This window comes from Pseudoalteromonas luteoviolacea (genome assembly GCF_001750165.1).
Classification (GTDB): Bacteria; Pseudomonadota; Gammaproteobacteria; order Enterobacterales; family Alteromonadaceae; genus Pseudoalteromonas; species Pseudoalteromonas luteoviolacea_G.
On sequence record NZ_CP015411.1, the window covers coordinates 3,715,704 to 3,741,460 of the forward strand.

Here is a 25,757-nt window from a genome sequence, read left to right on the forward strand (position 1 = left end):
ATAGCTCGGCGTTTTAGTCTGCGTTAAATCAACTGAGTATTATTTTAATACCGCTGCGACTGCATCTGCAAAATAATCAATATTGCTGTGACTAATGCCCGCAACATTTACACGGCTAGAGCCCACAATATAAATTGAATACTCTTCACGAAGGCGATCGATTTGCGCTTTATTAATACCTAAGAAAGAGAACATACCATGCTGACGCTCAATGAAAGAGAAGTCATGGCCTGTATTTCTTTGCTCAAGGCTATCTTTAACAAGGCTACGAAGACCATTAATACGATCACGCATCTCAGCAAGCTCATGATGCCACTGCTGCGTTAATTCATCACTCGATAGAATCGTATTTACAATATCAGCACCATGTGCAGGTGGCATTGAATAAATGCTACGAACAACGCTTAACAATACTGAGTTTGCAACATCCGCATTCGCTGCATCTTTTGAAATGATCGAACATGCACCGATTCGCTCACGGTAAAGACCAAAGTTTTTAGAGCATGAAGAACAGATAATCATCTCTTCTACAGTCTGTGCTAATAGACGAAGTCCATTTGCGTCTTCATCTAAGCTTGTACCAAAACCTTGATATGCAATGTCTACTAGTGGAGTGAAACCCACTTCTTTAGCAAGATCTGCAAAAATTTGCCATTGCTCAGCATTTAAGTCCATACCACTTGGGTTGTGACAACATGCATGTACTAAAACAACATCGCCCTTTGGTACTTGCTTTAATGTGTCAATCATTTCGTCAAAAAGCAGGCCTTTATTTTCATAATCGTAGTACGGGTACTCTTTCACCGTTAAACCAGCTGCTTCAAACAAACTAATATGATTTGCCCATGTTGGAGTCGTTACCCAAACCGTTGCATCTTTATTACAACGCTTGATAAATTCAGCAGCAACACGCAGCGAACCAGTACCACCTGGTGTTTGAGCCGTACGAACACGATTGGCAAGTAGTGTTGTGTGGCTATCGCTTAATAGTAACTGCTCCATCTTTGCACAAAAATCTAAATTACCTGCTAACCCGATATATGATTTTGTTGTTTCATTTTCTAAACGAAATGCTTCTGCTTTTTTAACTGCTTTTAAAACTGGCGTAGCACCCTGCTCATCTTTATATACACCAACACCTAAATCAATTTTGTTAGGGTTATCGTCTTGTTTATAAGCTGCCATTAGGCCCAAAATAGGATCGGTTGGTAATGGTTTTAGTTCTGAAAACATGTTTATTTTATTCCTATTAAAATTGATACGCACTAAAGTACAAGGGGGCGAAAAGTCACTTACATTTTTTGCAAACTCGCCTCCAATTTATCTAAGTATTTAACTCGATATTACGTAGCAATTGTGGGGGTTATAGTTGCCATAATACTAACACAATTTAACAAGAACACGAGCCTTGTTACTCGGGAAGGTAATGCGTTATTTTCATGCAAGCTGCGACGAGTACAGATAAATTGTCAGCAGTAAAAAACTCTTTACTAAACGCTTCTGCATCAATGATCCCAATACAATCAAGCTTGTCATTTAATAAAGGTATGCAGACTTCAGCTTGCACTTTTGGATCGCACGTATAATATTCACCACCCTGCGCAATATATTCAGGAATATTATTGATAATACGAGATTTTTCAGAAAGTACCGTCTGGATATTATTTGATGTTGCCGCAAACTGCTCATTGATAGGAAATAATGGACGACTAGGTGCTCCATTGTACGCGAGCTTAAGTAATTGTTTTTCACCGTCAACTTGTCTTGACTGATAAATACCAAACCATTCCACGCCTGTTTTTTTAGTAACAAACTCGACGATTGTTTGAAGTTTAGACAATAAAACATCATTCTCTTGTGTGCGCTCTATGATTGTTTCCAATTCAAATGGCACTTCTTGTAAATGACCAAATAAGCTACAACTCCCCCCTTCACCGAGTTCTGGTATTTTATAAGACCATACCGTTTGAGCATAATGAGATGCTAAATATTCATCTAATGCATCAAGCTGTGATTGAACAAGTGTATGCTCAAGGGAAGTTTGTGTTTTATCTAAGTATGCAGAAACCATTTAGCCATCCAAACATCTATATATCTAAACGCAATTTAACACGCAAATGCTCCTTTGACTATAGAAACAAGCATGTTTTTTACAGTTGGGTGTTAAAAGAAAGGGGATATCGTAAAATAATTTCAATATTAAGAAGCAATTATAGGTAGGTGCTTAATCTAGTGAATAAACCAATTTAACTTCATTGCCAACTCGATTATAGCTAACACTATCAGCAATTTCTGACAACAGCTGCACACCACGCCCATGCTCATTGGATAATGTACTATCACTTGGCAACTCCGGCTGAGAAAAGCCTCTGCCTGAATCTTTGATATCAAAGGTGATTGAGCGCTTTTCAGGACTATAAAAAGCTGCAATCTCAATGGAAGCTTCATTGAGTTTAGACAATGCTTCCGCACGCTGTGTGTAGTACTCTAAAAATCCATCTTCTTGATTTTTTAACTCTGAACTGATCCCCAAAACCCCGTGATCCAAAGAGTTATTATATGCCTCTGACAGTAGCAAAAAGATGTTCGAGCGGTGTGCATCCACCCCTTCAACATTGCTAAGCACATTCACCACCTCCAAAACAGGATCCGTCACTTTCATTTGCTCAGCATCCAAGGAGACAGCAACCTCAAAAGGAAGTGATGAATAATGCGTTTCACCTGAATGCTCTAACTCCGCCGGCAAACAATTGATAATTGCAATGCTCAAATCATCTTGTTGCTCCGCATGCTGCGCATAGTTACGCACTTTATCAATGACCTCTTGTGTGGTGATTGCGGGCGTACTTTGCAACGTATCTATGAAACGCCCTTCTCCAAACATCTCTCCATCAGGCCCTTCACTCTCAATAATGCCGTCAGTTGCCATGACGAGCCGAGTGCCCTTCTCCACTTCAAAGTGCAGTATGGTCCTCTCGAATTCATCATCGTCGAGTATCCCTAACGCCATATGTTGAGATTCAACGGTTTTTAAAACACAGCCACCCTCATCAACTAAATACACATCGGGTAACCCACCTAGCCAAGCTGATATATTTTTACCTGAAGAACTTAGTTCAATAATCGCAGCAGCACAGAACATATGACCTGGCAATAAAGTATACAAAGAGCTGTTCAGCTCAGTCGCGATATCGCCTACCGCCATCCCTTTTTGCACCATAGTGTAAAATATTCTCGACGCTGGCAGTGCACCAACTGCTGCAGCAAGACCATGGCCTGTAAAATCCCCTAACAAACAATAAAAACCACCAATTGGGCTTTTTGCCATTAGAAACATATCACCGTTAAACATAGATGCAGGGGATAAGTGAAAGTCACAGAGCCTATCAAACCTTTCTTGACCAGAAAGCGCATTGCGGAAAATATGCTCCACTATCTCATGCTCTCTTTCCGTTTGATTGTAGTGATACTCTAGTTGCTTCTTCTGCTCGTGAGCTTCTTTGCTTAGCTTCCTAGTACGTGCATGTGCACGTATTTTTGCGGATAAAATAATTCTATCAAAGGGTTTATGAATGAAGTCATCGCCGCCTACTCTCAAACACTTTTCAAAGCTGGCATGATCTTCAAGAGCAGTAATAAAAATGATGGGTAAATACACATCTCCTGCGTATTCTTTTATTTTAGGTGCTGTTTCGAAGCCATTCATCACTGGCATCATCACATCTAACAGCACTATATCCACTTCGTGCTGATGCAGCAATGCCAGTGCTTCTTTACCATTATTTGCCACCAGCACATCGTAGTGCTGCTGTTCAAGCATGGCTGTCAGCAGCCTGCAATTAAGGGGTTGATCATCAACCACTAAAATAAGCATGCTAATTTAGCTCTGCTAATCAATTTCAAATTTTTTATCAAACCGTGAAATTTGCAATATCTTTTTTAATTGTGGTCGGCAATTACTAATCTGTATACTGCCCACCGAATCCCCTAGAGTCTTCTTCATATTTAATAACATGCCGAGCGCCGAGCTATCCATATAATCTGTGTCTCGCAAATCGACAACGACTTTCTCGGTTTCATCATTCACTTCAGCATAAGCTTGGCGAAATGATTGTACTAAATTGAAGTCAAACTTCCCTTTAATCTGAATTGTTAAAGTCTTTCCGTCAGCTGAAGCATTTTTGCTCAGGCTCATTGCAAGCTCCTACTCTAAATTTAGTATTGTTATCCATCTTTATGTTTTAAATATAATCGGATTACGTAATTTCGCCAAAAAAATATAACGACATAAAACACTTTTTGTTAGTATCCAAAATAATGTAACTAGTTTGGAGTAAACAATGTCAGATGGTCGTTTAGTGTATTCTACCGAGCTGGGTCGGATTAAACCAGAAGACGAACAGCCACAGCAAGAAGTGAAGCTTTTTAAAGATGGTCATATTCGTATCGAACGTCAAACCAAAGGTCGAAAAGGAAAAGGCGTTATGCTGGTCGTCGGCATTGATCCTGCTGAACACGATCTAAAGAAATTAGCTAAACAGCTAAAAAGTAAAATGGGTCAAGGCGGTGCAGTCAAAGACGGTGTTATTGAAATTCAAGGTGATGACCGTGAAAAACTCAAAGGCCTGCTTGTCTCACAAGGGTTTAAAGTGAAAATTGCAGGGGGTTAACTCTCTGCAACTTTCATAATTTCTGGGTTTTGAGCGAAAACCCCTTCTTCTGTCAGCGGTGCGCTATAATAATAGCCTTGAACAATATGACAGTTATTACGTTGTAAAAACGCAACCTGCTCTGCCGTTTCCACACCTTCGGCAACCACCTTCATACTCAGTTTTTGTGCCATTGCGATAATAGCTGCGGTTATTTCCATATCATTTGTATCCTGCGGAATATCTTTAACAAATGATCTATCGACTTTAAGCACATCAACAGGAAAGCGTTTCAAATAACTTAGAGATGAATACCCAGTACCGAAGTCATCAATTGACAAAGACACTCCTAGCTTTTTCATCTCTTTCAACTGTTCAATTGCCGCCTCTACGTCACCCATTAGCATGCTTTCAGTCAACTCAAGGTGAAGCATTGATGGTGAAAGACCGACTTCACTCAATGTCTGCGAGATGGTGTCGATTAAGTTTGCATCTTTAAATTGACGAGCAGAGAGGTTAATCGCAATATCTGCGGTATACCCTTTGGATCTTAGCACCGCAGAAAAGCGACAAGCTTCCTTTAACACCCATGTGCCAATTTCAACGATTAAACCTGTCGCTTCTGCAATGGGGATAAACTTGGTTGGCGGAATATTGCCCTCAGTTGGGTGTTTCCATCGGATCAAAGCCTCATAACCTAATATTTTTCCCGTTCGGCTATCTATTTGTGGTTGATACTGTAAAGAAAATTGCTGGCTTTTTATCGCTTGTCTAAGTTCATTTTCAATATGCAATCGCTCATTCGCGGCAGCATTTAGCTCTTGTGAATAGAAGTGAAAAGTATTTCGGCCCTTTGCTTTAGCTTCATACATCGCTAGGTCTGCGTGCTTAAGTAACTGCTCTTCCTCTTGGCTATCAAATGGGGCAAGCGTTATACCAATACTTGCACTGACAATCACTTCATTGTTTCCTAAAGAAATGGGCTGGCCAAGCGTTTTTTGAATCGTATGCGCTACATCCATTGCATTATCACGCGTGCTTATCCCACTCAGCAGTACAGCAAATTCATCTCCCCCTAAACGAGCGATAGTGTCCTCTGCTCGTAATCTTTGCTTAAGTCTATCTGCAACTTCAACCAAAAGTCTGTCACCAGCATCATGTCCAAGCGTATCATTGATGCGTTTAAACTCATCCAAATCAAAATAAAACAACGCAAACGCATAATGGCCTCGAGACGCAAGCGCCATAGACTTCCTCAACTGCATACGGAAAAAAGTTCGATTTGCCAAACCAGTTAATGTGTCAAAGTACGCCAGCTCTTCCATCTTCCTTTGGCTTTCTTTGACGAATGAGATGTCCTGTGCAGACGCCACATAACTGGAGATCCGCCCACCATTTTCTCTGATGGGGGATATGCTCAAACTCACCCAAATTTGTTCATTACTACTGCTTTGTAGTAATGTATCTCCACGCCAATAGTTACGACTTTTTAAGTCAAAATCTATATCATCGATTAAGATTGCCATCTCATTCGAAATAATTCCTAGCAACGGAGAGTCTAAAAAGTGTGATTCTGAAAACCCCGTCATCTCGACCATTTTAGGGTTTACATATTCTATTTTGAAGCGTTCATTGGTGATGACCACACCAGTACCAGAAAACGCCACGGCCTTGGAAAGACGATTAGCTGCTTTTTCTGCGATTTCCTTCTCACTAATCCGCTGATTTAAGCCGTTTACGAGCTTTTTAATATCATCACTCATATCGTTAAATGACGCATTTAAGAGACCAATTTCATCATCGCTGTCGGTCAACTTAGGATGATCCCACTGCCCTCGACCAAAACTGATCAACACTTTTACCAACTGATTAATACGCTTCAAAATCAAGTGATAAATAACTTGATGCAGCAACATTGCTACAAAACCAGCATACAAAACGAATAAGCCAAAGAATTTAACTTTCAACTCTTCAAGGGCATACAACGCGGTGTCTCTGCGTTTATACATACCTACATACCAATCGAGCTCTCCCAAATGCATTATGTTTGCAATATGGCCCGCTTTGTCATAAATAAACTCATCTTGGTAACTTGGTAAATTGACCTTCAATGCTGTGTCTACAACACGTTGAATCGCTTTTGGTAATACATCTTTGGACAATAATTCGGGGCTTTCAGTGAGTGCCAACAAATTAGGTGCAGATATTATTCTGCCCTGTTTATCAAAAATAATATAACTTTGTTCGGCAGTCGGTTTTGGCAAGTGAGACAATAAGGTTTCTAATTCTAAGTCGCTGCCGGTAAAACCTCGGTATACATCCCCCTCATATAACGGGACGAGAATGCTAACAACCCACTTATTCCATATAGGGTCATGGTGAACATCAGACCAAACAGCTTCTCTGGTCGGGTTTAATTCTTCTCGTAAAAGTGGCTGCGCATGAATATTTGCTTGCCTGTTTTGTGCACTATCTAACAGCACTGAATTGGGAGGGGCAATCCGCACAAAATTTTCAGTGGTATACATGTAAAAGTTAAAGAAGTCTTGGAGCAATATTGGTGAAAGTGTATTCCATAGCTTTTCGGACTTTTGAAATAACGCCTTGTCTGTATCTGACAAGGCGTCCTTTAGAATATACGCAGCTGACATGCCATTCGCGGCGACGCTATGTACCTTGCCATCAAGAGAAGTAAGCGGTAGTTCAATGTCAAGTGCTGATTCAGAAAGTGGTAATAGTACCTTGGAAACCACAACGTTGGTCTGCTGTGCAAGGTTTTTCTTTAACTCTAAATATTGTGAGAATTGCTGAAGCATCTGCTCACTAAGATCTTGCAATTGAACAAACTCTGCTTCAACAAGGTGCTTTTCTTCTGATTTGAGCATCAGCGCAGCAGCAAATACGCCTGCGATAACGCACACGGCGGAAATTAAAATTGATAATTTCACACTTAGAGAATTAGTACCAAAACGCGAAGGAGGACGACGATTGCCCACGATAAACTCTTTACCCTGTTATGTTTTTTTTCATATAGTGTCTTGAATATATCAGATCACACAAATCGTAGCCAATGCATTTATAGTATAATTTAAAATACCTTGTTGTAATTGTCTTATTATCTGTGTTAATAATATTGATAACACTGAAATATGAAAACGAACAGATTATGAACTTTTTTGCGCGCCGCTATTTTTTCTTTTTTAGCTTCTTTAGGTGAAGAGGCTTAACTGTTTGCGCGCAAAAACGAATAGCTAAGCCTCCCACTAACTGGGAGGCTTTTTTTTTGGCAAAATGGGAGTGAGGACCATGACGCAAGATACTTTAAATGCATTGAGAACAGAGATTAACGAAATAGACTCTGAGCTATTAGTACTACTGGCTAAACGTAGAAGAATAAGCCACGGAGTACTGGAGTATAAGATAAACAACAATAAACCGATTCGAGATGAAGAGCGAGAACTGTCACTGCTCGAAAAGCTCATCAGTTACGGAAAGTCATTGGGCCTCGATCCCTTTTACATCAACAACGTTTTCCAAGTTATCCTAGAAGATTCCGTTCTTAATCAGCAGGCTCTATTACAAAAGAGTTTAAACCCAGATGCAGTAAATGACACCCACCGCGTAGCTTACCTTGGTGGACAGGGCTCTTATAGTCAGCTTGCATGCCACAAATATTTTAGCCGTCGCCCCGGAAAAGTCGTAGAGCTTGGCTATCAGTCCTTTGAAGAGATCACCACATCTGTTGAAAACGGCAAAGCTGATTTTGGTATTCTTCCTATTGAAAATACCAGCTCTGGTAGTATCAACGAAGTCTTTGATCTAATGCAGCATGCGCAAGTCTCTATCGTTGGAGAGGTGACACACAGCGTAGAGCACTGTCTGCTCGCAAAGCCAGGAACTGAGCTCAAAGATGTGAAAAAAATCTTTGCTCATCCACAACCATTTACACAATGTAGCCGCTTCTTGCAAAGCCTAACAGATGTCATTCAAGAAACCTGTGACTCGACGTCGAGCGCCATTAAGTTTGCCGCTGAATGTGATCAAAGCGCCGCAATTGGTTCTGCGCAATCAGGACGAGCGCAAGGCTTAGAAGTCATTAAGAGTGAGTTGGCTAACCAAGCTGAGAATCACAGCCGCTTTATCGTTGTTGCTAGAAAGCCACTGCAAGTCTCTACTCAAATCCCCACTAAAACGAGCCTTATTATGGCAACCAAGCAGCACGTGGGCTCACTGGCCGATGCATTGATGGTGTTTAAAGAGAACAGTATCAACATGACGAAGCTTGAATCTCGCCCAGTCCCAGGCAACCCTTGGGAAGAAGTGTTTTATGTTGACCTTCAAGCAAACATTGCAGATCCAGTTGTACAGAGAGCACTTGAAGCCCTAAAAGAACATACGCAGACAGTGAGAATACTTGGTTGTTACCAGAGTGAATCGCTAAAAGCGGTAGACCCTATTTAAAAAAGATATTTTTAATAAACAGGTTACCAAAAGGCTCATTGAGAAATCTCGAAAAAAGCGCTATGTTGATAGCGCTTTTTTTGTGTTAAGAAGCTAACTCATCCAGTACTTTTGCATCATTGGCTTTATTTAATATCCCTCGGCTTTGTGCCAAGAAGGTATGCGCACTGTCTGAGAAGTAAGTTTGTGCTTTGTCAAAGCCATCAATCAAAGCTTGCTTATCACCTTGCTTTAAGCTCTGGAGTGTTTGTGCAAAGGTATCTTGATAGCTTGCTAGCAACCCTTCAACATCTTCAAATTGAGCCATCATGATATCAGCATACAATTCCGGGGACTGCGCAAATAGGCGGCCAACCATCATCAACTCTAACTGGTATATTGGTGAAGAACAACTTCGCAGCTCTTCAAGAGTGTGGCACTGTTTTGCTAAGAATTGCCCATAAACAAACGTTGTTAAATGACGCATTACCTGAATGATCTGCATTGCTTGATCATGCTTTTTCGCTTCCATCGGCACAATATGGCACCCCCATATTTGCAGCTGTTTTAATAATCCACTGCATGCGTTCTCATCACGTCCATGACAAGCAACTACGGTTTGTTTTACCCAATGCGAAATATCCGGACCAAACATAGGATGTAAACCAACAACAGGCCCTGCATGCTTATCCAGTAAACTTTTTAATGGGCTTTGCTTTACAGACGTTATATCAGCCAAAATACACTCAGGATCTAATGGTGGTAAATCAGCTATCACTTGCTCCAAACTGTTTATCGGCACACTGACTAAGACTAATTTTGCGCCCGCCAAAATTGAATGTGCATCAGCCTGCTGAGATTTATCAAGGATTTTAACATCGTAGCCAGAGCGCTTAAATTGTTTAGCAAACAGCTGGCCCATCGCACCTTGACCACCAACAATCACAATTGGTGACAAATGTGGTGCTGCACATGCCAATTTACTCTGCTGGTTCTCATAAGCTTCTCGCATCATTCGACGCAGAATATCTTCAACCAACTCTGGATTGACGCCTTTTTGCTCAGCTTGCTGACGCCGAGCGGCAATTAGTGCAGCTTCTCTATCTGGTGCATGCAACGCTGCACCTTTTTGTTGCTTTATCTGGCCAACCTGCTCGGTCAACCTCCTTCGCTCTGCGAGTAAACTAACCAGTTCGCTATCACAACGATCAATCTGGATACGCAACTCATCTAGGCTTAAGTTTTCTCTCATTCCCATACCGTAAACCTTAATTTACACCAGTAAATAATAAATTACACCCAGTCTAACAGGACGAATTTTATTAAGAAAGCGCCAATTTGTTTCTTCATACTATTGTAGGGTACAAACGCAGAGTTTTTATACTAGGTAGAAAAGAAGATGAGACGAAGGAGTTGGGTATTATTTTTTGTTTTGGAATATATGAAGTCTAAAACCAAACAGACCGCATAGAGCGGTCTGTTTGTTAAGCATAGGTAGTATGCGCGTATTAGTTAAGCTTTTCTTTAATACGTGCAGATTTACCAGAACGCTCGCGTAAGTAGTAAAGCTTAGCACGACGAACCGCACCACGACGCTTAACTGTAACGCTGTCAACCAGTGGGCTGTGTGTTTGGAAAACACGCTCAACACCTTCACCGTTAGAGATCTTACGAACAGTGAAAGATGAATGAAGTCCACGGTTACGCTTAGCGATTACAACACCTTCAAAGGCCTGTAGACGCTCTTTGTTACCTTCTTTTACACGTACCTGTACAACTACTGTATCACCAGCGCCAAATACTGGTACGTCTTTTTTAAGCTGCTCTTCTTCAAGCGCTTTAATAATATTTTGGTTTACTTTTGCCATTTTATTTCTCACATTCCTAGGAGTAACTGTCTTCTAGCCACAAGCTTCATGTTCTTGCTGAAATTCAGCAAGAAGCCTTGCTTGCTCCTCAGTCAGAGCTAGGTTACGCAACAAGTCCGGACGGCGTAGCCAAGTCCTGCCCAATGACTGCTTTAAGCGCCATTTAGCAATTTCTTTGTGGTTCCCACTGAGTAATACAGCAGGGACCTGCTTTCCATCCAATGTTTCAGGCCGAGTATAGTGAGGGCAATCTAACAGGCCATCCGAAAATGAGTCCTGCTCAGCAGACTGATTGTGACCAAGCACGCCAGGCACCAATCGCGCTACTGCGTCAATAAGTGTCATAGCGGGCAATTCGCCACCACTGAGAATAAAATCACCAATGGACCATTCTTCGTCTACGTGAGACTCGATGATCCGTTCATCTATACCTTCATATCGACCCGCAACTAAAATCAACTTTTCAGACGTCGCTAATTCGGCGGCGCCTTGTTGGTCTAGTTTGCGTCCTTGTGGAGACATGTAAATTACTTTTGCACCATCACCAGATGCAGCTTTTGCATCTAGAATGGCTTTTTCAAGTGGCTCTACCATCATCAACATACCTGGACCACCACCATAAGGGCGGTCATCCACGGTACGGTGCTTATCGGTCGCGTACTCTCTTGGGTTCCAACAATTGAACTCAATCAAACCGTTTTTCACAGCTCGACCAGTTACACCTTGCTGAGTAACTGCATCAAACATTTCAGGGAACAACGATACAACGCCGACCCAAAGTTTTTGCTGTTCACTCATTAAAATGCTGGATCCCAATCAACCGTAATTTCACGTTCATCGTGCTTAACTTCAATAATGACAGAGTCTGTCAAAAATGGAATTAAGCGTTCAGTCTGACCAAATGCATCTTTTTTGTTTGCTTTCACAACCAAAACATCATTTGAGCCAGTCTCCATAAGGTCATCGACATGACCTAAGTTATAACCTTTATTGGTTACAACCGTCATACCAATTAAGTCTCGCCAATAAAACTCCCCTTCAGGTAATTCAGGAAGCTGCTCACTATTAACTGCGATTTCAGCATTGGTGAAAGCCATTGCTTCGTCTCTGTCGTTAATGTTCGCAAATTTAGCGATGAAACCCTTGTTGTGGCGACGCCAGTCACTCACTTCAAGAGCTTGCCATTTACCTTGTTGCCCTATCAACCATGGGCTGAAATCGAAGATCCCTTGGGGATCATCAGTAAATGAATGCACCTTAAGCCAACCCTTAATACCGTAAGGGGCACCTAATTTGCCGACAACGAGTGTCGAGGTGTTATCTTGACTCATGGTTACACTTACGCCTATTAAGCCGCTTTACGAGCGTCTTTAACTAACTTAGCTACGCGATCTGAAAGAGATGCGCCCTGACCTACCCAGTGATCAACACGAGCAAGATCTAGACGAATTTTTTCTTCCTGACCAGAAGCGATTGGGTTAAAGAAACCTACTTTCTCGATGAAACGACCGTCACGCGAGAAACGGCTATCCGCAACCACGATTTGATAGAATGGACGCTTTTTAGCGCCGCCACGTTGCAAACGAATAGTTACCATACCGTCCTCTACATAGATTGACTGTTTTCATTAATAAGATAAAACTTCCCACTACGGGAAGCTGGGGAATTGTACGAGTTTTTCTCAACAATGCAAGTATGTTTTAGATTTAATTCTCAATCTTGACATACCTAGGTCGCTTTGGACCTAAAATGCAATCATCATTTGGCTTCGTACCCGCCAAAATAAAGAAACGGATGCTGTTGAAAACACCCGTTTAAATGCTCAAGCAAAGCGCAGAACACCTTGCTCGCAGGGAGACATTACATCCTAGAAGGTATATTTGGCATTGATCGCAAAATTACGTCCAGGCTGTGTGTATTGCTCTAAGTTCGCATCCGCCGCTTGCCCAGCAACACTTTCATAAGGGATATATTCTTTATCTAACAGATTAAACACACCAGCATTGAATCGAAGGTTACCGAAATCATACTCAGCATAGAGATCGACTGTTCCCCAACCCCCCGTTTTAATGCTGTCATCTGTTGGAACCTTAGTCATACGCTTAGCCGCTTTAAACGCAGCCGTAACTGACCAGCTACCCATTTCATAGCGCGTCTTTACAAAGCCGTTTAGAGGACTAATTGAACTTAGATATTCGTTAGTTTCTTTATCTTTACCGTGTACATATGTAAGGCCAGTATCTACAGAAACGTTATCATTTACCCAAACAGTAAAGTTCGCCTCTAGCCCTTTAATCTCTACTTCACCAATATTATGGTACTGATAATACGTCTTAGGCGGCATGTTAGGTATTTGGCTAGGTTCAACACGCACTACTTTATTTGCAATAAAGTCATCAAACTTAGTATTAAATAGTGTTACGGAAAACTGCTTTGAGTCAAACCCACCTTTTACACCAAATTCTATACTGTCACTCGTCTCTGGATCTAAATCAGGATTCGGTAAAATCTGGTAAAATGGCTCAACACCGTGGCTTTGATAAGCTAGATCATGAGGTGGAATTTTAAAACCTCGAGAATATTGCGCCACCACGTTCAAATTATCTGAAACTGCATATACTAAGCCAAGCTTTGGCGATAGCGCAGTTTCACTGATATCTCCAAACTCTGTACCTTCATAAAGCTCGCTTTGTTTTGCATCCATATCATATTTATCAAGACGCAAGCCCGCGTTCAATGTAACAGCATCAGACAAAGTAATATTATCTTGTACAAAAAGCCCCAACATGGTGGTGTCTGCACCAGGGAATGTTTTTTGCCCCTCATTATCAAGCACTTTATTACCTTGTGCATCAATTCGGGTTTTTAGACGCGGTCTTGATGTTTCATAGCCATCATAATCAAAACCATATACAAGTTGATGTGATAATGAACCAAACTCTAGTTTCTTATCTAGAACTAAACGCGTACCAAAAATAGACTGCTCGAAACGATAATCATTGTAGTCTGTGTAAGGCCCGATACGGCTGCGACTTCCATCATTTGCACGGATCTGATGACTGATTTGTTCAAAGTCAGTGTAATAAACTTGTGCACTTAAATTATCATACAAGCTTGTCGCTGTTGAAGTATCAAACTCTAGCGACAACGAGAGGCTTTCGTTATCATCTTTTGTTTCATACTCAGTTGCCGTAATTACTTGCTCACTATCTTGGTCGAAGTAATCAACCGTCGCCAAAACACGCTCGCTGTCAGTCAATTTAAACTCCGACTTCAGCAATATCGCATTTGATGTGTAATCAAAACCAGGGAGGTTTTCTTGATAATTTTGCGTTTCTTCACCCTCTCTGCGCGTAACTTGAATAGATGTAGCGTTAACATCACTAAGTTGCTTAGCAAAGGTTGCCGTGGCGCTCTTTTCCGAGTTAACACCATAATAACCTACGCCAACTTGAGCATAACTGTCTTCACCAGACAAATAGTCAGAAGGGTCTTTTGTCGATATAACAATGATACCGCCAAGTGCATCAGAGCCGTAAAGAGATGATGCAGCGCCTTTTGCTATTTCAATTTGCTTTACGTTATCAACATCAAAGTAGCCTCGACCAATGATTAGGCCGCCACCACCAGAATAAGCATCATTTAATCGGCGTCCGTCTTTTACATAAACGACACGATTTCCACCAATACCACGAATATTGAGCGCTTGGGCTTCACCAGTTGAGCCCGTAGTTGTGATCCCTGTTTGATACTTAAATGCACTATTTAAGTCCACTGCTAACTCACGTTCAATTTCTTGTTCGGTGACAACATTCACGGAGCCCGCAACATCTTCAAGCTTTTGCTCAATACGCGACCCTGATACTACGATAACCTCGCTATCTTTCTCAAATTGCTCCGCAATTGAACTTGGCGCAGCAAACAGTGAAGCTGCAATACTTAGCGAAATAGTAGTTTGTTTAAACATTATCTTTTAACCTCAAACAGGAAGAACGAATAAATTTCGCTGTGCACTATAAAGGTATTTTTAAACTATCGCAAACGATAATTATTTGCATTTCTATAATCATGTAGATTTTAGTTTCTTGAGAATGTATTATTACCGCCATTGGATACACGGACTCATAAGGGATTTATCAGTCGCTCAAACTGCCTTATGTCAACGCAGTGTTGAGTCAAACACTCGAGTAATTAACACGTGAGAGAACAATGAAACATACCCTTTATATTGGTATTTTACTGATGCTGAGTAGCTTCGCTGCGAATGCAGAGCGCTTAGTCATCGCAGGTGGCACCATTACAGATATTGTCTATGCATTAAAAGCGGGGGAATCTGTCGTCGCAGTCGATACTTCTAGCACTTGGCCGCCAAAAGCGACAACCCTGCCAAAAGTTGGCTATTATCGTGATTTAGCAGCTGAGGGAATTTTGTCGCAAAAGCCAACAATGATCCTTACTCTAGAGGGAGCTGGTCGCCCTGAAGTACTCACCCAAATAAAAAGTACAGGCGTCCCTCTAAAACTATATGAAAAGCCAACACATATTCAGGGTCTTTTTTCACTTATCAACGAAGTAGCTGCTGATCTCAATAAACAATCTCAGGCGACACAGCTAATCAACTCTTTAAAAAAGCAACTACCAAGCAAACCTAAGCACTCAGATACTAAGGCATTATTTATTCTCTCTGCTGGTGAAAGAGGCGTGATGGTCGCAGGTAAAGAGACAGTACCTGATATCTTGTTCGACTATACAGGCATTGAAAATATCGCTGTGCATAATGGGTTTAAGCCATTTAACCGTGAAGCCCTATTAGTCAGCAACCCTGACTTTATCGTCGCCCCCAGTCATGTTGTCTATGGCGCAGGCGGCCCTGAAAAGTTTTGTCAGCAAGCGTCCCTTGCTTTAATCCCAGCTGCGAAGGAATGTCGTCTACTAGTTATGGATTCTCTAATGGCACTCGGTATGACTACTCGATTACCTGAAGCCATAGCCAAACTAGACGCATTTCATCGTAAGCAGGCATTATGAGCAACACCGCACTTCCCCTTTTAAATTCAAATCAACATTTAAAGTGGTACTGGTTGAGCGGCTTATTGCTGCTTGGCCTTGCTTGGCTCTCTCTCAGTAGCGGTCCTGTTGGGTGGGATTGGAAAATGCCAATCGCTTGGTTATTGCCGGATACCATGATAATGGACATTGATGAGCTACAAATGAGTGTGGTATCACAAATTCGATTGCCTCGATTGCTGCTCGCCATTTTAGTTGGCTCCGTGCTCGCATGCAGTGGCGCGGCAACGCAGGCACTATGTCGAAACCCACTAGCTGATCCCAGTTTAATGGGCGTCACAGGTGGCGCTGCGGTCGCCGCCATTGCCGTCATCGCTTTAGCCCCCAAAGTCAGCTTTATTAATGAAGCCATGGTCGCGCCTGCCGCATTCGTAGGTGCACTCACTATCACTTCTGTTATTTATCGCCTTGCCAACCATCAAGGCCAAGTTCAAATCACGACATTACTATTGGCAGGTGTCGCCATTAATGCCATTGCCATGGCCATCATCGGCTTATTCAGCTTTTTTGCTGACGACAGCTCATTACGTCTGATGACATATTGGCAGATGGGTTCACTTGGCGGTGCAAGTTGGTCAGCAATGATTTACGGTGCCCCGCTTATTGTCATCAGCACCATCATGCTGATTATGAAGAAACGCCAAATAAATGCGCTAATGCTTGGCGAAAGAGATGCAAGACATCTAGGTGTTAATGTGAAACGCCTAAAAACCGAAGTCGTCTTTCTCGTTGCGCTTGGTGTCGGTGGTGCCGTTGCTATGGCGGGTATGATAGGATTTGTTGGATTGGTTGTTCCTCATATCGCGCGTTTATTAGTGGGTCCAGATCTACGAAAAATGCTACCCCTGAGCATGCTATTAGGATGCGTACTAATGTTACTTGCCGATTGGATAGCTCGCCTGATTGTCGCACCTTCTGAGTTACCGATTGGTATTGTCACAGCACTATTCGGCGCGCCATTTTTTATCTACCAGTTAGTGAAGCAAAAGCGAGGTGCACATGCTTGAGTGTAACAATATCGCGATTACGCGCGGTAACAAACGCATTATTCACGATGTGTCTTTTACAGCGCAGCAAGGAGAATTTATTGTCTTACTTGGCGAAAATGGCGCGGGTAAATCGACCTTATTGAGCGCAATATGTGATGATCTGACCTATTCAGGTGAGGTGTTACTTCACGGTCAAGCAATCAATCAACTTGACTCTCAGCAGCTTGCTACCAAACGCGCTATGCTGCTGCAAAATAATCGCGTCAATTTTGCTTTTAATGCCGCTGAACTGATTGCAATGGGGCGCTATCCCTATCATGAGACAACCCTCTCGCAGGCCGAAGTTGTCAATGACATTGTCGCACAATTGTCGCTTGAAGCGTTAGCTGATAGAGATGTGACAGTGCTCTCAGGCGGTGAGTTTCAACGTGTGCAATTTGCACGTTGCATTGCGCAGCTTGATGCACATAAGCCTGGAACATCAGGTAAGTTGATGCTGCTGGACGAACCAACCTCGGCATTGGACCTGCATCATCAGCATATGACCCTAAGCAAAGCGAAATCTTTTGCAGAGCAAGGTAATACCATCATTGCTGTATTACACGACTTAAACTTAGCATCATTATATGCTGACAGGATTTTACTGCTGCACCATGGCGTCATCTATCACGACGGCAAACCACAGGATGTCTTACGCCCTGAAGTGTTGCAACCTATATACCGTGCTGGTATGCAAATTAACTTGCACCCCAGCTTTGAAATCCCTATGATTTTTTCAGAACCGCTAACAGGAGCCTCCAATGCGTGAACAAGCCGCTTTTGAAGCACGCACCTTAGTAAGACAGTCATCTGTCTGTGTGATCTCAACCATTTCTAAAAACCTACAGGGCTATCCTTTTGGATCTGTGTCTCCTTTTATGACGGACAATCAAGGTAGGCTGATTTTTTATATTGCAGGGATAGCACAACATTCAAGAAATCTTACTGAAGATAGCCGCATGTGTGCGACCGTATTTGATGCTGCAGATCAAGGTGACCAAAATGCACACGCACGAGTCACTGTCGTTGGTGATGCAGCGCCGGTGCCAGCTGAAGAGTCAGAAGCATTACTTGAGCGCTATGAGCGTCAATACCCTGAGGCCATATCTTACCGCCAAGCCCATGACTTTCAGTTATGGCGTATGGAAGTAAAGCGTGTTCGTTATATTGGTGGATTTGGCCATATATTCTGGATAGAAGAAAGCGAATGGCGTGCACAAGAGCCAGAGTGGACGTTAGAAGATGAAAAGCGCATGGTAGAGCATATGAATGACGACCATGCTGATGCCAACCAACTTATGCTGAACCTAATTCACCAAGTGCAAGCTGACGACGTCATCATGACAACCATTGTTCCTGATGGGTGCTATCTCAGAGCCAACGATAGAAACTACTACGTTCAGTTCGAAAACGTGTGTATGGATAGTAAAGCTGTAAGAATGGAACTTGTTAGACTGACCAAGGCAGCACGCAAAGCGCTTAGCTCTGAGGCCGAACAAGATTAGGCCTTGATGAAATAAAAAGGGAAGTGACATCACTTCCCTTTTTTGATTCAGTTAATTAAAACTTAGGACCGCCGCCGCCAAACATACCTGGAGGCATCATGCCTTTCATGCCGCGCATCATTTTCATCATGCCGCCCTTGCCTTTCATCTTCTTCATCATCTTCTGCATTTGAGTAAACTGCTTAAGCAGCTTATTGATATCTTGAACTTGAGTACCTGACCCTGCAGCGATACGCTTCTTGCGAGACCCTTTGATGATTTCAGGACGCGCACGCTCTTTTGGTGTCATTGAGCTAATAATGGCTTCCATCTGATTAAAGGTTTTGTCATTGACTTGACCTTTCACTGCATCGGGTAGGTTATTCATGCCAGGCAGCTTTTCTAACATTGACATCATTCCGCCCATGTTTTTCATTTGCTTTAATTGCTCAGCAAAATCTTCCAGTGTGAAACCATCACCTTTAAAGACTTTTTCTGCAACCTTAGCTGCCTTATCTTTATCAACTTTTGCTTCTACTTCTTCGATAAGTGATAACACATCACCCATACCAAGAATACGCGAGGCGATACGATCTGGGTGGAATGGTTCAAGCGCATCTGTTCGCTCGCCCACACCCATAAACTTAATCGGTTTACCTGTGATGTGACGGATAGATAACGCTGCACCACCACGTGCATCACCATCTGTTTTAGTTAGTATCACACCCGTTAAAGGCAGTGCTTCATCAAACGCTTTTGCAGTATTGGCAGCATCCTGACCTGTCATTGAGTCAACAACAAAAAGCGTTTCAATTGGATTAATTGCCGCGTTTAATTCTTTGATCTCATCCATCATGTCGCTGTCAACGTGGAGGCGACCAGCGGTATCCACCAGCACTACGTCAATGAATTTCTTTTTTGCATGGCTAACAGCGTTATTGGCAATATCAACTGGCTTTTGTGAAATGTCACTTGGGAAGAATTCAACATCGACTTCCTGTGCTAACGTTTCAAGCTGCTTGATTGCCGCCGGACGATATACATCGGCACTCACAACCAAAACAGATTTTTTCTTTTTCTCTTTTAAGAATTTCGCAAGTTTACCCACACTGGTCGTTTTACCAGCACCTTGCAAACCCGCCATCATAACAACAGCTGGTGGCTGAGCGTTAAGGTTTAGCTCTTCATTCGCTTCACCCATTGCCTTTTCAAGTTCTTCACGAACAATTTTAATGAAAACCTGACCAGGACTTAGACTCTTGGTGACTTCAACACCAACAGCACGCTCTTTTACTTTTTTTACAAACTCACGCACTACAGGCAGTGCAACGTCTGCTTCAAGCAAGGCCATGCGCACTTCGCGCAGTGTTTCTTTAATATTATCTTCGGTCAGTCGGCCCCTGCCGCTGATATTTTTAAGCGTTTTTCCTAAGCGTTCTTGGAGGTTCTCAAACATGTATCGCTTCCACTATCTCGTAATTACGCAACATTATACTGATATGCGCGCAACTAATACAGTATTCAAGTTATACAAAGATTCTTTTTACAAAGTCTATGCAAGCGGCGAGGCTTAAAATACAATAGCCTATAAAAGGACCACGAAAGTAGACACAAAGTTCATGATCATCATTTTGTCATTATTGGCGAGCCTGTTTTACATACTAGCAACTGGACACGTGCTTTCACGTTTATTCCACAAAGAGGGCCCAAGTCAAAAGTTGACCGTCATTTTAAGTACGGTGGCGATATTGAGTCATATGCTGGTATTGGTGAACTCTGTGTTTACTCAGCATGGACAAGATTTGAGTACCATTAATATTGCCCTGCTGACCTGTTGGGTGATTGTCGTTTCTGTTACAACGGTCTCTTTAAAATTCCCCGCAACATTGTTGTTACCTGTGGTATATGGATTTGCGGCGATTTTACTGATTGCCAGTTTATTTATCCCGCACCACATCATTATGGATGACATCAATGTAGATATTGGTTTAGTCACACATATCTCTTTATCTCTACTGGCTTACTGTATTTTAATCATCGCTACCTTGTATGCCGTGCAGTTTTACTTTATTGATAAGCGCTTAAAAAGCAAAGACCTTGCCATCATGAATAGTCACTTACCTCCATTGATGCAAGTGGAATCTCAGCTATATCAACTACTCACCGTCGGCACCGGACTACTCACATTGGCATTGATTGCTGGGTTTGTATTCTTAGATGGTATGTTTGATAAAGCGTCCATCCACAAAACAGTATTGTCATTGATTGCATGGACTATTTTTGCTGCTGTGACACTAGGGCATCATAAGTTTGGCTGGCGTGGAAAACCGGTGGTGTTTGCAATTATCGGCGCATCAGGCATTGTTACTTTAGCCTACTTTGGCAGCCGATTTATCCAAGAAGTTATCTTAGACAAATTTTAATACAAAAAATTAGGCGTCGAGCTTGACTCTGCTTCTATGCTGACGCTTAATAACCTTTCGAAAGTAAAAAAGGGATCCTCTGTTGGACGACATATCTACCAACGCCTTGTTTGTGATACTTGGTGTGCTGATACTTATATCAGGTTATTTCTCAAGCTCTGAAACTGGCATCATGTCCATTAACCGCTACAGGCTCAGACACTTAGTTAAAGAGAATAACAAATCTGCCAAACGCGTAGATAAACTGCTTCAAAGGCCAGATCGCCTTATTGGACTCATTCTGCTAGGAAACAACCTCGTCAATATTGCAGCGTCTTCTGTGGCTACACTGATTGGTCTGAGGCTATTTGGTGATGCAGGTCTTATTATCTCAACCCTAGTTTTGACTTTGGTAATCCTTATATTTGCAGAAGTCACGCCAAAAACTCTGGCAGCACTTTACCCTGAGAAAGTGGCTTTTCCGAGCTCACTTATTCTCAAAATTTTATTAAAGTTCCTATTCCCCTTCGTGAGCACTATAAACTTCATTACCAATGGTATCCTTAAATTATTTGGTGTCTCACCAGAACAAATTGAAGAGCATAGTCTCAGTAAAGAAGAACTGAAAACAGTCGTAAACGAATCAAGTGCCATGCTACCTACTAACCATGGCAACATGCTGACTTCTATTTTAGATCTTGAGCAAGTCACCGTTGAAGATATCATGATCCCCCGAAACGAAATAAATGCCATTGATATTAACGATGACTGGAAAGATATCTCTCGTCGGCTAACAAACGCGCAGCACACACGCGTGCTTTTATACCGTGACCAAATTGATGATGCCGTTGGCTTTATTCACTCACGCGATGCACTGCGCTTATTAACCAAAGAGCAGTTTGATAAGCCTTCACTACTGCGTGCAGTAAGAGAAATATACTTTATTCCTGAAGGCACATCGCTAAATACCCAGCTGCTCAAGTTTCAGCAAAACAAAGAGCGTATAGGCCTTGTAGTTGATGAATACGGTGACATTCAGGGCTTGGTTACGCTAGAAGATATTTTAGAAGAAGTGGTCGGCGACTTTACCACGACTCAAACACCTACACCCAGTGATGAAGTTACAGTGCAAAGTGATGGTTCTGTTTTAGTTGATGGCAGCGCTAACATTCGAGACCTAAATAAAGAGATGGGATGGGCGCTACCCACTGAGGGTCCTAAAACACTTAGTGGCTTAATTGTTGAATACCTGGAAGATATTCCTGAAAGTCAACTGAGTTTGAAAATCGCTAACTATCCAATGGAAGTCATAGAAGTAAAAGAAAACATGATCAAAATAGTGAAGATTTTTCCACTTCAGCAAAAACCTCAAAAGCACGCTTAATAAAAAAGGGTTTAGCTCAAGCTAAACCCTTTTTTAATGCTGATGTTAAGGTTACCCTATGAAAACAATCTTTCAAACCAACTTTTATTTAAGTCATCTTCACATTTTTTAAGCTGTGCACCATAGCGAGATGCTCTGTGTTTCACTTTATTCGCAACTTTCATCAACCATTTTTTCTGCTTGTAAGTGCCGCGCCGATATCCACCCCAGCCTTCATGGTAATTTAAGTATTGCGCATAGGCGTCCCATTTTGACACACCATTTACTTTATGAGTTTTGTAAACAAACCACCCCATAAAATCTATCGCATCTTCGAAATCATCTCTGTCGGCACCGGAATTACCCGTTTCTCGAATATAATCACTCCAAGTCATGGTCTTAGCTTGAGAATAACCATACGCTGAGCTAACACGACCAATGGGTATAAAACCTAAAAAATACTCCATCGGAGGAGCTGCATCATGCCTAAATGAGCTTTCCTGATACATCATGCTCATTAACACATGTTTTGGTGATCCCCACTTTTCTTGAGCATCACGTGCGTCGTAATACCAATCGTCTTTTTCTTCAAAAATCTTACAAATATCATTAGGTTGCTTCGGAGGAGCTGTCGCACAACCCGTTAATGCAAGTAACAGTGGTAAAAATAATATTTTTTTTCTCATTTTTTTTTGAACTCGCCTGAACTTTTTTATTTTGCTACGGTCATACTACTTGAATGCAGCAGTTTAGCATTGTTTCATCCCTGATATATTTTTACGCAGCCCCATGGGCTGCGTTTTTTTATGCCTTTTCGAAGTAATCTTGCAAGAAATCTTTCAGTGATTTTTTATCCGCTTTACAAATCGCTTGTTCATCCAAAAATGATTGTGTTACTTGTTCATTCAAAGCGGACTCTTGATAATACTGATAGTCGCTTTGTAAATGTGATTGCTTATATTGCTTTGCCAATACTAATGCTTGTTCAGCAGAGTCAGTATCCTGCCCCACTAAGGCCGCAACGATTTGGCCTGAAAAAGTATCACCTGGATTGTCTACCCATGTAGCTAGGCGCTCGATTGTATCTGAGTAGATTCTATTACCATATGCGCTGTCAAAAAGTGCCGCAACCTTCGCTAAATCACCAAATATATTTTTAGCCCACGTTTTTATCGAAATACTCGCATCTTGCTGCTGTAAGTGTGTGGCAGTTTCACGACCGCTACTAATAACACGTTGTAGATTTTGATCTGATACTTGCTGTTCATCCCAATCCATCTCGGGTGAGTCTTTTAACAAGCAATAAGTCAAAAAGACATCTAAAAACCGGATCTGTTCCAAGCTAATACCTGTTTCAGAAAACGGATTTACGTCCAGCGCGCGGATTTCAATATACTCGATGCCACCACGAGCAAGCGCCTGTGTTGGCGTTTCCTGTGAGGTCGCATTTCGTTTTGGCCTAATTGGTGAGTAAAACTCATTTTCTATCTGAAGAATATTCTTATTAAGCTGCTTAGGCGCTTCAGTCTGATAATCATCAATGTTTTCATACAAGTCAGATCGACAGCGAATTGCTGTTTGCAGCCCTTTCACATATTCAGGCAAGCTGTTGTACATCACTTTAAGTGACGACTGAGCACTATTGGTATAACCCAAATCACCCAAACGCAATGCGGTTCCTTTATCCAAATATAAAGTCCCTTTACCAGACTCTTTAAAGGGTAATTCACTCTGTTTTCCCTGTAAAAAAGACCGACATAACGCGGGGGATGCGCCAAATAAATAGCTGATCAACCAGAGTTCACGTTTGAAGTTACGAATAAGGCCAAGGTATTTATTCGAAATAAAGTCTTGTAACGAGCTACCATCTCGCTCACTGGATTTTAGAGCACCCCAGAATGTATCTGGAAATGACATGTTAAAATGCACACCAGCAATCGCTTGCATCATACTTCCATAGCGATTTTTTAAGCCTTCTCGATAGAGTGTTTTCATTTTGCCAATATTGGAATTGCCGAATTGCGCCAGCACAATATCATCTTGATCTTCAATAAAGCATGGCATACTCATAGGCCAAAGCATTTCATCGCCCATACTCGCCAGCGTATACTTTTGCAGATCTCTCAATTGAGACAACGTTTGCTCAGCCGATGTACTGACTGGAGTAATAAACTCAAGCAGTGACTCTGAAAAATCAGTTGTTATCGAATTATGTGTCAATGGGTGTCCAACACCTGCAGGGTGAGGTGTTTTAGCAATTTCGCCGGATGGCTGGATCCGTAAAGCTTCTCGTTCAATACCACGCTGAATATTTGTTAAAGAAGGGACAAGCGCAGTGTTGGCAAGTGTTTCTAACTTGCTATCTAAATTAGTGTGTTTCAAAAAAATACCTCGAGGCTCGGATCAAGCTTAAGTTATGCCACATTCAATGGGGGCAAATTTATAATACTCAAGCCACAATAATGACTTTGCCAAAGTGCTCGCCTTGCTCAACATATCGATGAGCCATGGCAATATCATCTAGCTTAAATTTTTTGCTCACAACAAGACTCACTTGCTGCGACGCGACAGCTTTATACAGCTCATTGAGGTGATTCAGATTAGTTTGAACTAAAATTCCTTCCCCCTGAGCACCAAGTGATTCACCATGCTTTATCACTGTATCTTTGGTGATTGAAGGCACAGTCACAAACTTTGTGTCAGTCATCAAGTTTGATAACATTTTACAGGCAAGTTCCCCACCAACCAAGTCTAATAGTTGCCCTGACCTAGATTCGCTAAAAAACTCTTCATAAGACATAACTGCGATATCAAAGTTTAGCGACTCAATCAGCGACTTTCGCGTTGTCACAGCAACGACATCAAACCCTTTTAATGCTCCAAGCTGAAGTGCCAAGTGACCAACACCTCCAGTAGGTGCATTAACAAATAGGGTACCCGCATTTGCATCCAATTTTTCCAAAGACTGTAATGCTGTTAACCCCGCCAAACTTAGACCTGCTAACTCTTCAGAAACTTTCGTATCGACGACAATAAGTTCTTCATGCTGTGCTATCACATGCGTTGCATAACACCCAGGCGTTGCAGGGAAGCCCACCATACCCAACACTGAATCCCCTACTGATAAATCACTCACACCTTCACTAATCTCTTCAACAACACCAAGTACATCATAGCCTAATGGTAAAAAAGCATCGTCCGCTTTGGCCTGTGCAACGTAACCTAGACCACTACGGGTTTTCACATCAATGGGATTGATAGAAGATGAGGTAATACGAATAAAAACTTGTCCGTGTTCAAGTACGGGCTTAGGAATGTGCTTGATTTCAAGTGTCTCAGCAGGACCAAAATGTACGACACCCGCCTGTTTGTAATTTTTATTCACGTTATGCCATCCGGAACGACTAAATAGCCATTGAATTTAACATATCAAAGCAAAACCCCCCAAACAACTTC

General features: G+C 42.0%; 23 protein-coding genes. 8 read left to right on the forward strand and 15 right to left on the reverse strand.

Annotated elements, in window-relative coordinates:
* Positions 1-39: 39 nt before the first annotated feature.
* From S4054249_RS15785 to S4054249_RS15800, 4 genes are all read right to left on the reverse strand, one after another.
* Positions 40-1,233 (reverse strand): amino acid aminotransferase, encoded by a 1,194-nt coding sequence (locus S4054249_RS15785; RefSeq protein WP_046354742.1) that lies wholly within the window; start codon positions 1,231-1,233, stop codon positions 40-42.
* Between the two features lie 178 nt (positions 1,234-1,411).
* The gene (locus S4054249_RS15790) at positions 1,412-2,071 is read right to left on the reverse strand and encodes a GAF domain-containing protein (RefSeq protein WP_046354741.1); all 660 of its coding nucleotides are present in this window, start codon (positions 2,069-2,071) and stop codon (positions 1,412-1,414) included.
* A 153-nt stretch (positions 2,072-2,224) separates the two neighbouring features.
* Entirely contained in the window at positions 2,225-3,874 is a 1,650-nt protein-coding gene (locus S4054249_RS15795) for an ATP-binding SpoIIE family protein phosphatase (RefSeq protein WP_046354740.1), read from the reverse strand.
* A 15-nt stretch (positions 3,875-3,889) separates the two neighbouring features.
* A complete protein-coding gene (locus S4054249_RS15800) occupies positions 3,890-4,195 on the reverse strand; it encodes an STAS domain-containing protein (RefSeq protein ID WP_039608683.1) in 306 nt (101 codons plus the stop codon).
* A gap of 145 nt (positions 4,196-4,340) precedes the next feature.
* On the opposite strand from S4054249_RS15800, the gene yciH reads away from it, so the two are divergent.
* The gene (gene yciH / locus S4054249_RS15805; RefSeq protein ID WP_046354739.1) at positions 4,341-4,670 is read left to right on the forward strand and encodes a stress response translation initiation inhibitor YciH; all 330 of its coding nucleotides are present in this window, start codon (positions 4,341-4,343) and stop codon (positions 4,668-4,670) included.
* Here yciH and S4054249_RS15810 read toward each other — a convergent pair.
* Complete coding sequence (locus S4054249_RS15810) at positions 4,667-7,645, reverse strand: bifunctional diguanylate cyclase/phosphodiesterase (RefSeq protein ID WP_046354738.1); 2,979 nt, start codon at positions 7,643-7,645, stop codon at positions 4,667-4,669. The genes yciH and S4054249_RS15810 overlap by 4 nt on opposite strands.
* Before the next feature lie 310 nt (positions 7,646-7,955).
* Between S4054249_RS15810 and S4054249_RS15815 the strand changes: the two genes are divergently transcribed.
* A complete protein-coding gene (locus S4054249_RS15815) occupies positions 7,956-9,110 on the forward strand; it encodes a chorismate mutase (RefSeq protein WP_046354737.1) in 1,155 nt (384 codons plus the stop codon).
* An 85-nt stretch (positions 9,111-9,195) separates the two neighbouring features.
* On the opposite strand, the gene tyrA is transcribed toward S4054249_RS15815, so the two are convergent.
* The 6 genes from tyrA to S4054249_RS15845 all read right to left on the reverse strand — a co-directional run bounded on the left by tyrA (position 9,196) and on the right by S4054249_RS15845 (position 14,924).
* On the reverse strand, positions 9,196-10,341 hold the full coding sequence (gene tyrA, locus S4054249_RS15820; RefSeq protein ID WP_046354828.1) for a bifunctional chorismate mutase/prephenate dehydrogenase: 1,146 nt from the start codon (positions 10,339-10,341) through the stop codon (positions 9,196-9,198).
* A gap of 256 nt (positions 10,342-10,597) precedes the next feature.
* Complete coding sequence (gene rplS, locus S4054249_RS15825; RefSeq protein WP_046354736.1) at positions 10,598-10,957, reverse strand: 50S ribosomal protein L19; 360 nt, start codon at positions 10,955-10,957, stop codon at positions 10,598-10,600.
* A 33-nt stretch (positions 10,958-10,990) separates the two neighbouring features.
* Positions 10,991-11,755 (reverse strand): tRNA (guanosine(37)-N1)-methyltransferase TrmD, encoded by a 765-nt coding sequence (trmD, locus tag S4054249_RS15830; RefSeq protein ID WP_046354735.1) that lies wholly within the window; start codon positions 11,753-11,755, stop codon positions 10,991-10,993.
* Positions 11,755-12,288, reverse strand: a complete 534-nt coding sequence (rimM, locus tag S4054249_RS15835) for a ribosome maturation factor RimM (RefSeq protein WP_046354734.1) — start codon at positions 12,286-12,288, stop codon at positions 11,755-11,757. Before rimM ends, trmD begins: the two co-directional genes overlap by 1 nt.
* Positions 12,289-12,305: 17 nt before the next feature.
* Positions 12,306-12,554, reverse strand: a complete 249-nt coding sequence (gene rpsP / locus S4054249_RS15840) for a 30S ribosomal protein S16 (RefSeq protein WP_023398624.1) — start codon at positions 12,552-12,554, stop codon at positions 12,306-12,308.
* A gap of 270 nt (positions 12,555-12,824) precedes the next feature.
* Entirely contained in the window at positions 12,825-14,924 is a 2,100-nt protein-coding gene (locus S4054249_RS15845; RefSeq protein ID WP_046354733.1) for a TonB-dependent hemoglobin/transferrin/lactoferrin family receptor, read from the reverse strand.
* A gap of 242 nt (positions 14,925-15,166) precedes the next feature.
* Here S4054249_RS15845 and S4054249_RS15850 point away from each other — a divergent pair, with 242 nt between their 5' ends.
* The 4 genes from S4054249_RS15850 to S4054249_RS15865 are packed head-to-tail and all read left to right on the forward strand — an operon-like array spanning position 15,167 to position 18,557.
* The gene (locus S4054249_RS15850; RefSeq protein WP_052960863.1) at positions 15,167-15,985 is read left to right on the forward strand and encodes a heme/hemin ABC transporter substrate-binding protein; all 819 of its coding nucleotides are present in this window, start codon (positions 15,167-15,169) and stop codon (positions 15,983-15,985) included.
* The gene (locus tag S4054249_RS15855; protein ID WP_046354732.1) at positions 15,982-17,031 is read left to right on the forward strand and encodes a FecCD family ABC transporter permease; all 1,050 of its coding nucleotides are present in this window, start codon (positions 15,982-15,984) and stop codon (positions 17,029-17,031) included. Before S4054249_RS15850 ends, S4054249_RS15855 begins: the two co-directional genes overlap by 4 nt.
* Positions 17,024-17,821, forward strand: coding sequence for a heme ABC transporter ATP-binding protein (locus tag S4054249_RS15860; protein ID WP_046354731.1), 798 nt, complete (start codon positions 17,024-17,026; stop codon positions 17,819-17,821). Before S4054249_RS15855 ends, S4054249_RS15860 begins: the two co-directional genes overlap by 8 nt.
* Positions 17,814-18,557 carry a HugZ family protein gene (locus S4054249_RS15865; protein WP_046354730.1) on the forward strand — a complete coding sequence of 248 codons (744 nt, stop codon included), beginning with the start codon at positions 17,814-17,816 and terminating at the stop codon, positions 18,555-18,557. Before S4054249_RS15860 ends, S4054249_RS15865 begins: the two co-directional genes overlap by 8 nt.
* Positions 18,558-18,612: 55 nt before the next feature.
* Here S4054249_RS15865 and ffh read toward each other — a convergent pair whose 3' ends face one another.
* A complete protein-coding gene (gene ffh / locus S4054249_RS15870) occupies positions 18,613-19,992 on the reverse strand; it encodes a signal recognition particle protein (RefSeq protein ID WP_046354729.1) in 1,380 nt (459 codons plus the stop codon).
* A 163-nt stretch (positions 19,993-20,155) separates the two neighbouring features.
* On the opposite strand from ffh, the gene S4054249_RS15875 reads away from it, so the two are divergent.
* Both S4054249_RS15875 and S4054249_RS15880 read left to right on the forward strand, forming a co-directional pair.
* A complete protein-coding gene (locus tag S4054249_RS15875) occupies positions 20,156-20,959 on the forward strand; it encodes a cytochrome C assembly family protein (RefSeq protein WP_046354728.1) in 804 nt (267 codons plus the stop codon).
* 82 nt (positions 20,960-21,041) lie between these two features.
* Positions 21,042-22,322: an HlyC/CorC family transporter gene (locus S4054249_RS15880; protein ID WP_046354727.1), complete on the forward strand. Its 1,281-nt coding sequence runs from the start codon at positions 21,042-21,044 to the stop codon at positions 22,320-22,322.
* Between the two features lie 56 nt (positions 22,323-22,378).
* Here the strand turns inward: S4054249_RS15880 and S4054249_RS15885 are convergent, their stop codons facing one another.
* The 3 genes from S4054249_RS15885 to S4054249_RS15895 all read right to left on the reverse strand — a co-directional run bounded on the left by S4054249_RS15885 (position 22,379) and on the right by S4054249_RS15895 (position 25,686).
* The gene (locus S4054249_RS15885) at positions 22,379-22,987 is read right to left on the reverse strand and encodes a lipoprotein (protein WP_046354726.1); all 609 of its coding nucleotides are present in this window, start codon (positions 22,985-22,987) and stop codon (positions 22,379-22,381) included.
* A gap of 118 nt (positions 22,988-23,105) precedes the next feature.
* Positions 23,106-24,683 carry a glutamate--cysteine ligase gene (gene gshA, locus S4054249_RS15890; RefSeq protein ID WP_046354725.1) on the reverse strand — a complete coding sequence of 526 codons (1,578 nt, stop codon included), beginning with the start codon at positions 24,681-24,683 and terminating at the stop codon, positions 23,106-23,108.
* Positions 24,684-24,750: 67 nt separating this feature from the next.
* Positions 24,751-25,686 (reverse strand): NADP-dependent oxidoreductase, encoded by a 936-nt coding sequence (locus S4054249_RS15895; RefSeq protein WP_046354724.1) that lies wholly within the window; start codon positions 25,684-25,686, stop codon positions 24,751-24,753.
* Positions 25,687-25,757 lie beyond the last annotated feature (71 nt).

Coding starts and splice junctions, on each gene's coding strand:
- S4054249_RS15860 (WP_046354731.1), top strand. CDS start 17,024: ATGCTTGAGTGTAACAATATCGCGATTACGCGCGGTAACAAACGCATT.
- S4054249_RS15800 (WP_039608683.1), bottom strand. CDS start 4,195: ATGAGCCTGAGCAAAAATGCTTCAGCTGACGGAAAGACTTTAACAATT.
- ffh (WP_046354729.1), bottom strand. CDS start 19,992: ATGTTTGAGAACCTCCAAGAACGCTTAGGAAAAACGCTTAAAAATATC.
- trmD (WP_046354735.1), bottom strand. CDS start 11,755: ATGAGTGAACAGCAAAAACTTTGGGTCGGCGTTGTATCGTTGTTCCCT.
- S4054249_RS15845 (WP_046354733.1), bottom strand. CDS start 14,924: ATGTTTAAACAAACTACTATTTCGCTAAGTATTGCAGCTTCACTGTTT.
- S4054249_RS15795 (WP_046354740.1), bottom strand. CDS start 3,874: ATGCTTATTTTAGTGGTTGATGATCAACCCCTTAATTGCAGGCTGCTG.
- yciH (WP_046354739.1), top strand. CDS start 4,341: ATGTCAGATGGTCGTTTAGTGTATTCTACCGAGCTGGGTCGGATTAAA.
- S4054249_RS15865 (WP_046354730.1), top strand. CDS start 17,814: ATGCGTGAACAAGCCGCTTTTGAAGCACGCACCTTAGTAAGACAGTCA.
- S4054249_RS15785 (WP_046354742.1), bottom strand. CDS start 1,233: ATGTTTTCAGAACTAAAACCATTACCAACCGATCCTATTTTGGGCCTA.
- S4054249_RS15790 (WP_046354741.1), bottom strand. CDS start 2,071: ATGGTTTCTGCATACTTAGATAAAACACAAACTTCCCTTGAGCATACA.
- rplS (WP_046354736.1), bottom strand. CDS start 10,957: ATGGCAAAAGTAAACCAAAATATTATTAAAGCGCTTGAAGAAGAGCAG.
- S4054249_RS15850 (WP_052960863.1), top strand. CDS start 15,167: ATGAAACATACCCTTTATATTGGTATTTTACTGATGCTGAGTAGCTTC.
- tyrA (WP_046354828.1), bottom strand. CDS start 10,341: ATGAGAGAAAACTTAAGCCTAGATGAGTTGCGTATCCAGATTGATCGT.
- rimM (WP_046354734.1), bottom strand. CDS start 12,288: ATGAGTCAAGATAACACCTCGACACTCGTTGTCGGCAAATTAGGTGCC.
- S4054249_RS15875 (WP_046354728.1), top strand. CDS start 20,156: ATGATCATCATTTTGTCATTATTGGCGAGCCTGTTTTACATACTAGCA.
- S4054249_RS15855 (WP_046354732.1), top strand. CDS start 15,982: ATGAGCAACACCGCACTTCCCCTTTTAAATTCAAATCAACATTTAAAG.
- S4054249_RS15885 (WP_046354726.1), bottom strand. CDS start 22,987: ATGAGAAAAAAAATATTATTTTTACCACTGTTACTTGCATTAACGGGT.
- rpsP (WP_023398624.1), bottom strand. CDS start 12,554: ATGGTAACTATTCGTTTGCAACGTGGCGGCGCTAAAAAGCGTCCATTC.
- S4054249_RS15815 (WP_046354737.1), top strand. CDS start 7,956: ATGACGCAAGATACTTTAAATGCATTGAGAACAGAGATTAACGAAATA.